Source organism: Allotamlana fucoidanivorans, from assembly GCF_045788535.1.
Classification (GTDB): Bacteria; Bacteroidota; Bacteroidia; order Flavobacteriales; family Flavobacteriaceae; genus Allotamlana; species Allotamlana fucoidanivorans.
This window is the reverse complement of record NZ_CP074074.1, coordinates 2,315,635-2,328,254: the sequence shown is the minus strand read 5'-3', so window position 1 is coordinate 2,328,254 and position 12,620 is coordinate 2,315,635. Positions and strand designations below refer to the sequence as shown.

The 12,620-nt window shown below is 31.6% G+C and carries 12 protein-coding genes; all 12 read right to left on the bottom strand.

Annotation, left to right across the window (positions count from 1 at the left end):
- Nucleotides 1–2 precede the first annotated feature (2 nt).
- Genes KFZ70_RS10240 through KFZ70_RS10185 form a run of 12 tightly spaced genes read right to left on the bottom strand, consistent with a single transcriptional unit; the run spans nucleotide 3 to nucleotide 12,607 of the window.
- Nucleotides 3–1,019: an acyltransferase gene (locus KFZ70_RS10240; protein ID WP_139695411.1), complete on the bottom strand. Its 1,017-nt coding sequence runs from the start codon at nucleotides 1,017–1,019 to the stop codon at nucleotides 3–5.
- Nucleotides 1,016–2,047: a glycosyltransferase family 2 protein gene (locus KFZ70_RS10235; RefSeq protein ID WP_139695412.1), complete on the bottom strand. Its 1,032-nt coding sequence runs from the start codon at nucleotides 2,045–2,047 to the stop codon at nucleotides 1,016–1,018. Before KFZ70_RS10235 ends, KFZ70_RS10240 begins: the two co-directional genes overlap by 4 nt.
- An 11-nt stretch (nucleotides 2,048–2,058) precedes the next feature.
- Nucleotides 2,059–3,036 carry a glycosyltransferase family 2 protein gene (locus tag KFZ70_RS10230; protein ID WP_139695413.1) on the bottom strand — a complete coding sequence of 326 codons (978 nt, stop codon included), beginning with the start codon at nucleotides 3,034–3,036 and terminating at the stop codon, nucleotides 2,059–2,061.
- Nucleotides 3,037–3,058: 22 nt separating this feature from the next.
- A complete protein-coding gene (locus KFZ70_RS10225; RefSeq protein WP_139695414.1) occupies nucleotides 3,059–4,159 on the bottom strand; it encodes a glycosyltransferase in 1,101 nt (366 codons plus the stop codon).
- Complete coding sequence (locus tag KFZ70_RS10220; RefSeq protein WP_139695415.1) at nucleotides 4,156–5,124, bottom strand: hypothetical protein; 969 nt, start codon at nucleotides 5,122–5,124, stop codon at nucleotides 4,156–4,158. Before KFZ70_RS10220 ends, KFZ70_RS10225 begins: the two co-directional genes overlap by 4 nt.
- Complete coding sequence (locus KFZ70_RS10215; protein ID WP_139695416.1) at nucleotides 5,125–6,003, bottom strand: glycosyltransferase family 2 protein; 879 nt, start codon at nucleotides 6,001–6,003, stop codon at nucleotides 5,125–5,127.
- Nucleotides 5,993–7,078 carry a glycoside hydrolase family 99-like domain-containing protein gene (locus KFZ70_RS10210; protein ID WP_139695417.1) on the bottom strand — a complete coding sequence of 362 codons (1,086 nt, stop codon included), beginning with the start codon at nucleotides 7,076–7,078 and terminating at the stop codon, nucleotides 5,993–5,995. The genes KFZ70_RS10215 and KFZ70_RS10210 overlap by 11 nt, the downstream gene beginning before the upstream one ends.
- A complete protein-coding gene (locus KFZ70_RS10205; RefSeq protein WP_139695418.1) occupies nucleotides 7,057–7,857 on the bottom strand; it encodes a bifunctional 2-polyprenyl-6-hydroxyphenol methylase/3-demethylubiquinol 3-O-methyltransferase UbiG in 801 nt (266 codons plus the stop codon). The genes KFZ70_RS10210 and KFZ70_RS10205 overlap by 22 nt, the downstream gene beginning before the upstream one ends.
- Before the next feature lie 3 nt (nucleotides 7,858–7,860).
- Nucleotides 7,861–8,541 carry a sulfotransferase family 2 domain-containing protein gene (locus KFZ70_RS10200; RefSeq protein ID WP_139695419.1) on the bottom strand — a complete coding sequence of 227 codons (681 nt, stop codon included), beginning with the start codon at nucleotides 8,539–8,541 and terminating at the stop codon, nucleotides 7,861–7,863.
- The gene (locus KFZ70_RS10195; RefSeq protein ID WP_139695420.1) at nucleotides 8,538–10,673 is read right to left on the bottom strand and encodes a methyltransferase domain-containing protein; all 2,136 of its coding nucleotides are present in this window, start codon (nucleotides 10,671–10,673) and stop codon (nucleotides 8,538–8,540) included. The genes KFZ70_RS10200 and KFZ70_RS10195 overlap by 4 nt, the downstream gene beginning before the upstream one ends.
- Nucleotides 10,663–11,355, bottom strand: a complete 693-nt coding sequence (locus KFZ70_RS10190; protein WP_139695421.1) for a sulfotransferase domain-containing protein — start codon at nucleotides 11,353–11,355, stop codon at nucleotides 10,663–10,665. The genes KFZ70_RS10195 and KFZ70_RS10190 overlap by 11 nt, the downstream gene beginning before the upstream one ends.
- Complete coding sequence (locus KFZ70_RS10185) at nucleotides 11,345–12,607, bottom strand: ABC transporter ATP-binding protein (protein WP_233244011.1); 1,263 nt, start codon at nucleotides 12,605–12,607, stop codon at nucleotides 11,345–11,347. The genes KFZ70_RS10190 and KFZ70_RS10185 overlap by 11 nt, the downstream gene beginning before the upstream one ends.
- Nucleotides 12,608–12,620 lie beyond the last annotated feature (13 nt).

Genomic DNA, 12,620 nt, shown 5'->3' with positions numbered 1-12,620 from the left:
ATTCACCCAGTTACTAGTGTTCCATATTTAATTTTTCTTATCGAATAAACTATAAAAATGCTAACAAAAAAACAAGATATTGAAACTACAGGAACACTAATTATAGGTGTTATTATCCTCCAATCATACCTCAACATATTAAAAAGTTCTAAAACTAGAACATGCATAAGGTAAACACCAAAACAGCAATTACTAATATTTATTATTAAACGCTTTATTTTTTTATTCTGAATAGAACAATCTTTTACCAATAAAAATAATGTTGTTGCAACCAATAATGTATTAACGCTTAAAAAATCATAAAAATAATTAAAAAGTTTTCCGTTCCTTTCTGTAAAATAAAACATTCCATAAACTGTAACAAAAACGCCAAATACATATAACAAAACGATGTGCCATTTTATTTTTAAATTTAAATTCAGTAGGTAATATCCTAAAACAAAATACCCTATGTAGCCTGAAAAATATATTAAATCTATTTTGGGAAAATATATACCAATACCTGGTATTTTAATAATCAAAGTAAACAACCAAACTAATAAAAAAAATAAAACCTCGCTTGAAGGAACATTTTTCACCCATCTGCTGATTACTGGTGTTATCAAATAAATTCCCATAAGCACAAAAACAAACCACAGATGATATTCACTCCCATAAAAAACATCTCTTATAACCTTATCAGTGGTCAATAAAAAATCAAATTGTTCATTTCCTTTTACAAATCGCTTTACCGCACTATAAACTAATGACCAAAATATAAACGGTGGTAGTACTTTGACAAACCTTTTTTTTAAAAACTTTTTTAAAGGGTAGTTCTGATTCAACAATAAAGCGCCACTTATCATAAAAAAAACTGGAACAGAGTATCTGCTTACACCATCGAAAAAATTACCTACGTGCCAATAAAAAAGTGGTATTTTTCCATACTCCCCTAAAATTGGCGCTGAAACATGAATTATGATTACCGAAAAAGTTGCTTGCACCCTTAAAATAGATAAGCCTAAATGGTTTTGATTCATATTGATTTCTTAAAGACTTTGTTTGTTTTTATACGCATAATCTCATTTATCTTTTTTTTAATAACAAACCATTTTTGCTTAAAAGGTAAAATATTTAGAATACTTATCCTTATACTGTAATTTATTCCTTTTCTGCAATTTGTGAAAAATAAATAGAAAACAAATTGCTGTTTAAAAACATTAAGCACCTCAATAAACTCTTTATGATCAAAAACTTGTTGTACTTTATTTATCTTTTTTAATTGGTTAAGCCATTTAAAAAAATGTTTGCAATCTTCAACAGTTATTGCTTCTTTTGAAAATAACACCCGTTTAATAAACACATCTTCATACCTCTCTTTGTCATAATCTATTTTATGTAAAAGGCTCAATTTAATTTTAACATCCTGTACCTTTTGTATATCGTTATACAAGATGGACACCTGTTCTTTATGAGTTCGGTAATAATACAAAGTTTCTTGAATATTGTACATTTTACATGTCCACGCCGACTTTGCCCAAAAATCGTAATCTTCCGCATGGGTTTTGGTCTCATCAAAATTAAAATGTACATACGTCTTTCTTTCTAACATTGAAGAACACAAACTCATGGAGTTAGCCAATAACATTTGAGTTTTAATTTCTTCATGAAGTTCTTTATATTTTAATACTTTAGAACTAACTCCAAAGCACTGTAACCAACAACCACATGCTTTAATTTCGGGGTTGTTTTGAAGGACTTTTAATTGTTTTTCAAATCGACTAGGTAGACTTATATCATCTCCATCCATCCGGGCAATGTATGTTCCTTTTGCTTCTTTAAAACCAATATTTAAACTATCAATAAGTCCTTTGTTTACAGACTTTTCAATAATTCTAATTCTACTATCTTTAAACGATTTAACAACTGGTAAAGTCTCATCTGTAGAACAATCATCAATTACTAAAATTTCAAAGTCTTGTATGGTTTGATTTAATATTGAAGTTATGGCTTCATCCACATATTCTGCTACATTATAAACAGGAAGCACAACAGATATTAAAGGCATAACTTGATTTATTAAGAAACAATTTTGTTCGCTAATTTAGTCAACTTAAACCCTTTCCCCAAAAACGTATAAAATAAAGGTGCTAATGTTCTATATAACATTTTCAATGCATTTGATTGAAATAACTCTCCATTACTTTTATATAATAACAACAACAATAATGAGGTTTTAAATGCTATTTTTTTATATCGTTTTCTAACAATGAAACTATATAACTGTCCTACTTCGTTTAAAATATTTTTTCTAACATCTTCATTTAGTAATTCCCTATAATTATTAAGTATATTATATTTTACTTGAATGTTTGAAAATGTTTTTGGTGGGGTATCAAGAATAGTTTTAGACATGTTTTCTGCATGAATATTAAACATTACAAGATGGGTTTCATTTGCAAAATAATTTTGTGAAATGCTTAAAATACGCATATGAAAATCGTAATCTTGAGCTTGCTGTAACTTTTCATCAAACTTTACACGGTGTTTTTTTAAAAAGCTCTTTTTCCATAGTGGCGCACCTGTTAACCAAAATATTTTATAGGTAATATAGTCTTCAAAAATGTTATCAGACTTTAATTTCTCTGCTCTTAATCCGATATTTAATTTCTTCTCTACATCAAAAACTTGGGTTTGACAAATAGCGAAGTCAAAAGTAGATAAATGCAATTCTTTAATTTGAGTTTCCAATTTCTTGGGCAGCATAATATCATCACTATCAAACCAGTTTACATAATCACCCTTACTAATTTCAAAACCATAATTCCTACAAGCATTAGCCCCTTTAGGTTTGTTTTTTGGTCTACTGTAATACTGTATTCTCGAATCTTTTTCTCTGTATTTATTTAATACTTCAAAGGTATTATCAGTACTTCCATCATCTACAACAATGCATTCCCAATAAATATAAGTTTGAGCTATGATCGAATCCAAGGTCTCTCCTATAAGGTATCCCCTATTATAGGTAGGTATTATTATGGATATTAATGGAGTCACTGTATACTAATAAGATTTTCAACTATTTAACTTCATTCTTTAAAATACGTTCTAGTTGGTTTAAATGTCTTTCTAAACTAAAGCTGCATGTAATATATTCTTTTCCTGCTTTCCCTAAGTATTTTGCATAACTTAAATCCTCCAAAACACGTAACATATTTTCTGCCATACCATCAACATCATGCTCTTGGCATAATAACCCTGTTTTTTCATGTTCAACAACATCAGGTATACCAGCATGACAAGTTGATATTACAGGTAAACCAGCAGCACTTGCTTCTAAAACAGAAAGGGGCGTTCCTTCCATATCACCATTATCTGCAGTGATAGAGTGTTGTACGAACGCCAATGATTCGCTTAACAAATCCACATACTTGTCTGGTGTTATAATCCCTAAAAAAAACACATTATTCTCTAACTTTAAATGTTTTACCAAATTTTTACAAACATTAAGTAAGACACCATTTCCTGCCATTAATAATGTGGCTTCAGGATATTTTTGTAAAACTTTTTGAAATGCCATAATAGAATAATAAGGTGCCTTTTTATCGGTAAATCTACCAACTGATAAAAATTGTTTCTTAGAAAATTTAGGCATTACACTCTCAAATATTCTATTGGGCCCATATACATTATAAACCATTTTCTCTTTTGGGCACCCCATAGCGAGTAAACGACTTTCCATGACTTTAGAAACCGCTATTATTTTTCTTGAAAATTGAAAAACAGCTTTGTAGCCCTTGCAGGATTCAATAACAGTAGCAACACTAGCATCATAACCATGAAAATGTACCACTACAGGAATTTTAGCCTCCTTAAGTACGCTATATAAATAATGAGCATGATTACCATACTCCACAAGCACAACATCTATCTTATTATTGCTCAAACTATAAAGTACACATTGCTTCCATAAATCAGCACTTCCTCTTTTTTTAAACATTGCTCTTATCCTATGTAATTTATATAGATACAAGGGCATTAACCTATCTACTCCTTCTAATTTTAATTGTGTTCCGTAGCCATAATAATAAAACACCGTACCCTTCAACCCTTTTTTATGAGCCTGTATAAAGGTTTCAGAATATGGATTCTGACAGGGGGTAAATATGGCTATATTCATTTAATTCTTTTTAAAATTCTTTTCAAGAAAGTATTTCTGTTCTTTTTATTATCCAATTCAGAAACATCCTTTCTTGCTGACTCAAAACGTCCTTTTTCATAAAACATTTTAACAATATCAATATCATTATATTTTAACAATGTTTGTTTATACTTTTCTAAAAATGGTTTTAACAAGACATCTTCCCCCAGCAAAACACCTCTTAACATACTGTTAGTAAAATGAATAAATACAATAGGCCATGTATCATTAATCATCACCTCTCCATTATCTTGCAAAGTACGCTGACAATCTATTTGATTCCAATTGGCTACATTACACCCTTTATGAGTTAGATGTCCTACACCATCAAATCGGGTAGGCAATAAATCAAGATAGCGTTGATCTACATAATATCCCTCGGATCGATCTACTTTACATTCATGCAAGCACAGTTTTGCCCAATAGGTTAATGCAGAAATTCCTCTTTTAGAAGCTCCTAAAAAGCCGCCGTTATAAATACCATCTAAAAAGTTCAATTTAAAATTATCTAAATCCTGTTCTGGATAACTTGATCGCCAATGCGGAGATAGCAATATAGAATGTGAATTCAAGGTATCAAATAGAAACCTAAATTTGCTAAAAAAAAGCACATCACTGTCTACATAAATAACCCTATCCAGATTATGCTCTAATAAATATGTCATTAAAACAGGTTTCATGCCCCAACGATAAGCATCATGATATGTTGAGCTGTATTTTATTTTTAATTGAACAGCTAATTCAGAATTCTTAAAATTACTTTCGTCCAAAATAAAAACGCGCTCTCTAGTATTTAATTGTTCATTGACATACTCTGGCAGCCTGCCATTAGTTACAAAAACATAGAAAAATTCATTATCTCCATAAGCCTGCAATGTATCATGCAATGCCAAGGCATAATGCCCATAATCATTAGTAATAATAGTACAAACGGCATCTTTCATTTAAAATTTTCTAAATGTGTTATAAATTAAAAAGTCCAATGGTAAATTTTTTATTTTGTGATTAGATTTAAACTTATCTCTCCATTCGTCAAATATCCAATAATATTTAGATCTATTAATAAACCGACTAAAACCATTGCTATGCTTCATTACTATTTCTATATATTCATGAACTCGCTTTTGCTCAAGAGGCAATGGTTTAACTGATTTTGTTGTGTCTCTATGTCTTCTAAAGTAGTTTAACCGTTGACAAGTATAGGCTATTTCGCCTTGTTTCAATAGTTCTATCCAAATATACCAATCACCACAAAATGTCATATGTACTGGAAACGCTATATCATCAACAGCTTTTTTCTTAAATACTACGGCACTAGCGTTGGTTATGGTATTTCTAAATCGTAAATACTCAAGTATTTCATTTTCTCCTGTATTAGTATAGCTTTTAGTCCAACGTTTTTTATCCAATGCATCAGCCCAGACATGTCGTCCTTCTTGCTCTCCTAAAAAATTTATTATTTCTGAAGCGCAATAGACTAAAACTGTATTTTTTTCAAATAACTTTAACAGAGTTTCTAAAAAATTAAGCTCACAATAATCATCACTCTCTGCTATCCAAATATACGCTCCTTGCGCTAAATCTATCCCTTTTTTCCACTGCTTAAACGGACTCCCTGAATTTTTTGTATTTAAAACTAATTGAGATACTTTAGGGTGTTGAGCATACCGCTGTAATAACTCTAAACTTCCATCAGTAGAGGCATCATCCAGTAAAATCACCTCAAAATCCTGAAAGGTTTGATTAAATACCGTATCAAAACGCTGCTGTAAAAACGGCGCATGATTGTAATTTGGTATAATTACAGAAACTTTAGGATTCATTTTGTAACGCCTTTTGAGTAGCTTCTAAATAAGCCTTACCATATTTAACACAGGGTTCTAAATGATTGCCTTCTGCCCATTCATTCATTGCGTTTATAAATACAAAATTTTCTTCTTTTGAGTAAGGTTTAAACTCCTCTATGATAGCTCTAAGCCATTTACCATATAATTTCGGACTACTACCTTTTCCTACAATTCCTCCTTCTTTTTTACGTGCTGTATTATCCCATGAAGGTGTCACACTCCTATACAATTTATATTCAACACACTGCCTATTCAAACAATCTTTTACACCTTGTTTAAAATCTCTATAATCTACTATTATAGGATTTTGCTTTTTTTTAAAAATACTAAACCTTTTCTTCTTAGACTCATTATTTATTTTATGCTTTATTACTGCATGCGGGGAAAATTCAATGGCAGCATCAAAACCTATATACGAAGGTTTTATTATTTCATGGAAGCTTTCAGTACACATTAAATATAAATCAGGAAAACCAAACTCGTCTTTCGCAATCGTCCTCCAAATCAATACAGTTTCTTTAATATTAGGCAACAAACTTGGTCTGTAAATAACAAAAATAGGCTTACCATCTATTTTTATATATCTCGAATCCGAAAACACTTTTTCACATAACCAACGAATATGGGCTTTATCATCTTCAAAACTATAACTTTGTTTCATTAAAACCTCCTCTTCTTTACCGTCCCAACGTCTTGTCCAATTTTCGTTTGCCCAACATAGCATAAACGGCATGTCTAAATCAGGTTGATCCAACATACCATCTACAGGTTGATCTAATAAGCGTTTCCCATTAAACCAATAATGATAATAACAAAAACCATGTATACCATACTCCTTAGCCAAATCTGCTTGTGCTTTTCTAGCCTCTGGTAAGCGTAAATCATAAAACCCTAAATCGGCTGGCAAATGCGGTTGATAATGCCCTTCAAATAATGGTTTCGCCTTAGTTACATTCGTCCACTCGGTAAATCCTCTTCCCCACCATTCATCATTTTCAGGAATGGGATGAAATTGAGGCAGCACAAAGGCTATTGGTCGTAATTTATGCATTTAACACTTTTTTTAGCAACTATAATCTCAATATACTCAGCTCGAATGCCTAAATCTAAATTATCCAAATAAATAATTTCACACTCAGCGTCAGTATGCTTTTCTATATATTCTTTAATATCATAACCCCAATGAAAAGTTACTGGCGATCCTTTTTTATCTATTGGATTATCATGCCAGTCAGGTTCCTGTAAAAATTCTAGCACTCCGTTATCTCCTAAATTAGCCCAACGTTCACTAGTTTTATGCTTATTAACAAGAGGCACCGAAAATACATGAGCACCTCCTTGTTTTAAAGTTCTATGAATCTCTTTAAATGCTTGGTCTGGATGATATATATGCTCCATGACATCACTAGTAACTACCAAATCAAAACACTCTTCTTCAAAAGTTTGCTGCTCTAAGTTTTCATTACGATATCCATTAACTAGCCCTCCTAACTTTTTATTTGGGAAATAGTGGGTTTGTATATAATTATCAACTTTTTGCCTTAACAATACACTATGACCACGATTACCTGGTGACGATTCATGAATAGTCAAATATTCCCAGTTTGGATATTGTTTTTTTATGACTTGCATTAAAGCGCGTTCCCTTGGAATACACCCACAATTATTACATTTAAAATGATCTCTAAGCCAATGGTGGTTGGCGATGAAAACCGTATTCTTTTCGCAGCACGGACAAAAGCCAGTATGCCTAAAATAAAAAGTTCCGTACCTTAGCTCATATAAATTAACTATTTTATATTTTAAATATTTTTTTAAACGTTTTAACATCAATTAAACAAAATTTTTTAATTTTTGAAGACCGCTTTTCCCATCGATAAAATCATAATCCAACAACTTAATATCTTTTTCATATCTATCATCAACCATTTTTTTTTTTGTTTTAGTGTAAAAAATTGAGTAATCATTTTTTCGCTTACTTTTATTGGTAAATATGTTAAAATCCTCTTCTATATGTAGTTCTTTTAAAACAGTTTTTATATCACTCTGAAAATCTTCAAATCTACCCACAAAATTAGGTTTAAATTTTCCTTCAAAATCAAAAAAACTAGTTTGTGTTAACAAATGATCTCCAAGATAAGAGCTCTTTGATTTATTGTTAAAAATGTCTTTAAAGACTCCTTTTCCTCTAATATAATCTTTAAAGGAGCCTTTTATTTTAGTAAATTCCTGAATCCATTGATAATCAGAATATGACCTATCCCAAGGATTTCTCACAAAGGTAAATTTAAAATAAGAATCCCATTGCTCTTGAGTTACAAGCTCTGTCTCTAAAAGCTGTTTGGCAGTTGCATGCTGCATATGCAATTGGCGCTTTGAACACCATCCAAACAATCGTTCATAGTCTGCATTATCAAAATGAAATTTAACCCCAGGATGAAAAAAACTATTAATACTTGTCCCTGCTGTTTTGGGTATATGAATAAAAATACATTTATGTTTATGACTTATCATAAAAAACTTTTTTTAACTAATCTACTTTTAACGAACCACACATCAGTTTTAGATTCGAAAATATCTCTCTTAATATGTTCTGATATAATCTTGAAACCATATTTAGTGAGTTCCATTTTAAAACTATCAATAGTCCCGTGTGTCCCTTGATTTTCAACTTCTTTTCCTTCCGAATAATTCCATATATAGTTAGAATTAGGAACAATATCGATTGTCAAAAGCAACTCACCATTTTTTTTTAATAATTTGGATGCTTTCTTTAGCATCCTTAAACGAATGTTAACAGGCATGTGTTCTACTACTGAAATAGAATATAGACAATCAAACTTTTTAAAGGTTTTAACTTTTGTAAAATCTTGATGTTTTGACTCAATAGATTTGTCAAACATACTATAATCTAAATACCCCCATTCATTCCACTTTTCTTTGTCTTTGAGTTTTCTAATTGTTGAATGTAAGTCTACAGTAGTAACTTTCATCCCCGTATCACTAAGACATAAAGGTATTGGACAAACACCTGCACCTATGTCTAAAACACTTAAATTAGACTTGTTTTCTAGCTGCTCTAAAATCCAAGTATACTCAAATACTCGAGGATAATGAGACGTATAAAACCCCAAATTACATCTTGACACATCTACTACATATTGTAATAAATCAGGCCTTGTCACTTCCTTAAACGCTTTATTTAAATTTTGAGAAGACAAGTCTCTTTGATGTGTTTTATTATGAACCGTTCCCACCAAAACAGATACGTCTCTATACTTTTTTACTATGGCTAATTCATCAAATTTACCATAGGCAGCTACTTCATCAAAAATAGAATTATGAAAATGAGTTATAGTTGAATTTAATGAAGGTTTATCGTTGTAAGCTCCTATTACAATCCTTGAATTTGCTTTCTCAACCAAACCTCTAACTATATTTTTAAAACTATTTGAGTTACTTTGATGTATTAAAACATCAAAACACATGGTTATATCTGCTTCCGAAACCTGTTCATGATTTATAGAGTATGTTTTAAATTCCCAATCGGAACGCTTTTTCTTAGCTAATACCAACGCCTCTATAGAAACATCAAGTCCTAAATATTTTTTAAACGGCATATTTTTCATTAATTCCAAATCGCCACAACCTACATCTATAATTGAATCCTCCTCCCTTCCATAAGTCAATCGCTTTACTAACGTTTTTTTTAATTCAAGTACAGTACCGCGTGACCCGACGCCACTTCCCAAACTAGGACATGTTCGATATCTATAATCCCAAAACAGAGAATTATTTAAATGCTTTTTTAAACTAAAATTTATCCTAGCATTTATTACATCTATTGCTTCATTTGAAATGACATCTGTATGTCTCTTTAGCTGCATATGCTCATTTACTTGATTATGAAAATGAACAATTCTTGGAGACACCTTTATTGAATTAGATACATGTATAGGATAATTCCATTCTACACTTAAATGCGTTACTTTTTTATTCAGTTTACCCATAGCCAAAGCAAACCCTACTTGGTCGGCATGTTTGTCATACTCTTTTCCAAAAAGCTCAGCATTATCAATACTCCATAAAGCATATTTCTCCCACAAAGGCTTTAACTCTTTTAGAAAGTCTTTGGAAATAATATAGACTCCACCATTACAATTATTCCAATCTGTTACTTGTTCATTATTGTTTGAAAATGTGGTCAGGGTCTCAAAAACCTGTAATTGGTGAGCTTCAAAAATCGTTTTAAGAATAGTTAATGGAGGGTTAGGAAAATCAACTATTTTAGCATAAACCTCAGCTTCCAAATCAAGTCCTTCCAAATCTACAATAGCTGTATCGCAATCCATTAAAAACACATACTCAAAATCTTCCAGTTGACTAAAAGTATCTAGTTGAACCAACTTGCTACAGTATTTGTTTCTAAAATCAAAAGGAGTCTTTTTAATAAGGTTTATACCATAGCCGTTTAGCAGATCAAGAAAATCACCTGGCACTTCACTTACTAGATGGACATATATTAGATTAGGATTAACATTGTTCGCTAATAAGTTTGATAGCCATATATAAACCTGAACAGCCATAACAGATGAATAATCTAATACGCAGGAAAAAAACAACTTCATATTCAGACTATTCTTCATAAAGGTATTTTTTATGCGGTATCTGAGAGTAAAAAAAATCTAAATCATCTTCAGAAAAAAGCTTCTCCCAGCTATTTATTTTTGCAGCATTTGGTTTTAATCCTACTTTATTTTTAATAGGATCAAACCTTTTAACTCCAAATAATCTACCCTTATAATACTTAAAAGGAAAGAATTTTTTGGCTATATCCTGATAAGCCTTTTTAGGATTATTTTTCATATCCTCAAATCTCAATATAAAAATATCCTCTTCATCATAATTAACCCAGGAGTCTACATGATTAAACCAATGCTGCACTATATTTACTTTTGGTAATGCTTTTTGCCCCGTGCCTCCATACCAATCTATCTCCTTTCTCAGAAACTCAGAGAAAGAAATACCAAACCAATCCATTTGATAAAACTTAGAATTCCAAAGTGATGCTATCACATCTCTCCCATCTCTATAAATATAAATGGCATTTGAAAACTTCTTGTTTTGTTCAGGAAATAAATGCGACCCGAACAATCTATGATAAGGCTCCCCTTCTTCCAGTAAGATTTTGTTTGACCAATGCCCAAAATAAATACTTCCTTTGGAAGACAAATCTTGACTTGGATAAAAATTCTTAGCCAAAAACGCCTCTAAAAAATGAGTACCACTTCTAGGGTGAGAATATATCTTAATATAATTATGCTTCATTTGCTTCCATTAAATTCCATTCACCAACAAATTGAATTGGTGCATGACCAGTTGAGATACCTGTTATACTTATAGAGGCTATATTTGAATCAAAACAATAAATATCACCTCTGGATTTATCTGTCCTTACTTCGTTAATAGATACTCCTACCGTATAAATACCTTGCCCTAATATCATATTTTCTATTTTACTTTTTATAGAGACTTGCCCTTTATCTTCAAAAATACTCTTGGAAAACAAAGAAAAGAAATTAGCAACCTGTTTAGCATCTTTATCAATAAAGGAATAGTTAACCCAATACTTGCTCACTTTATCATCTATATCTAAGTTAATTTCAAAACTATACGCTTCATTATGTATTAATTCAACAAAACCAGTAGTGTTTACAATCTCTTTGCTTTCATTATTCAATATTTTGATGCTTTTTAACTTAACCAAACCATTACCTCCAACAATTTTATCGGTATTTTGAAAAGATTGATAATACCGCTGGATTCCGTCCGAGACGTCATCACCGCATACAAGCTCTTTTCCATGGTCCATTAACAATATTTTATTAGCTATCCTCGCTACCTGCGGCATGGTATGAGATACAAAAATAACTGCTGTATTTTGCAACAACTCACCTATCCTAGTTAAGCATTTCATTCTAAATCCTACATCCCCAACCGCCAATACCTCATCAATAAGCAACACATCAGGTTCCATTTGAGCAGCTACGGCAAAGCCTAAGCGTACCTTCATACCAGAACTATAATTTTGTACAGGCATATCGATAAACTCGCGTATTTCAGCAAAATCGATAATGGCTTCTACTTTAGCGTCTATTTCTTTTTTAGTAAAACCTAATATAGCACCATTGTTGTAGATATTTTCTCGTCCGGTAAGTATGGGGTTAAAACCCGCGCCAAGTTCAATAAGCGCTCCTACGCGCCCCTTAATAGTGACTTTACCGGCGTCAGGGTTTATTAAGCCATTTAATATTTTAAGCAAAGTACTTTTACCCGCCCCATTATGCCCTATAAGTCCCAGACACTCGCCGCGGCGTAGCTCAAAACTTATATCTTTTACCGCCCAGAATTCTTTAGGGCGTAACAGACGTGTATGGGACTGCCCCTGAACATTTGAAATCAAATCTTTAACACCATACCACAAGCTCGTTTTAAGATCCTTACAAAACTTCTTACTTAGGCCTTCTACCTTAACGAGAACTTCGTTAGTTGTATCTATATGTTGGTCTTTTTTATTCAATTTATTGTTTTTG

Bases quoted from the DNA above. Each gene is read 5' to 3' on its own strand.
- KFZ70_RS10215 (WP_139695416.1), bottom strand. From the start codon at position 6,003: ATGAATCCTAAAGTTTCTGTAATTATACCAAATTACAATCATGCGCCG.
- KFZ70_RS10235 (WP_139695412.1), bottom strand. From the start codon at position 2,047: ATGCCTTTAATATCTGTTGTGCTTCCTGTTTATAATGTAGCAGAATAT.
- KFZ70_RS10205 (WP_139695418.1), bottom strand. From the start codon at position 7,857: ATGTTAAAACGTTTAAAAAAATATTTAAAATATAAAATAGTTAATTTA.
- KFZ70_RS10195 (WP_139695420.1), bottom strand. From the start codon at position 10,673: ATGAAGAATAGTCTGAATATGAAGTTGTTTTTTTCCTGCGTATTAGAT.
- KFZ70_RS10200 (WP_139695419.1), bottom strand. From the start codon at position 8,541: ATGATAAGTCATAAACATAAATGTATTTTTATTCATATACCCAAAACA.
- KFZ70_RS10220 (WP_139695415.1), bottom strand. From the start codon at position 5,124: ATGAAAGATGCCGTTTGTACTATTATTACTAATGATTATGGGCATTAT.
- KFZ70_RS10210 (WP_139695417.1), bottom strand. From the start codon at position 7,078: ATGCATAAATTACGACCAATAGCCTTTGTGCTGCCTCAATTTCATCCC.
- KFZ70_RS10190 (WP_139695421.1), bottom strand. From the start codon at position 11,355: ATGAAGCATAATTATATTAAGATATATTCTCACCCTAGAAGTGGTACT.
- KFZ70_RS10240 (WP_139695411.1), bottom strand. From the start codon at position 1,019: ATGAATCAAAACCATTTAGGCTTATCTATTTTAAGGGTGCAAGCAACT.
- KFZ70_RS10225 (WP_139695414.1), bottom strand. From the start codon at position 4,159: ATGAATATAGCCATATTTACCCCCTGTCAGAATCCATATTCTGAAACC.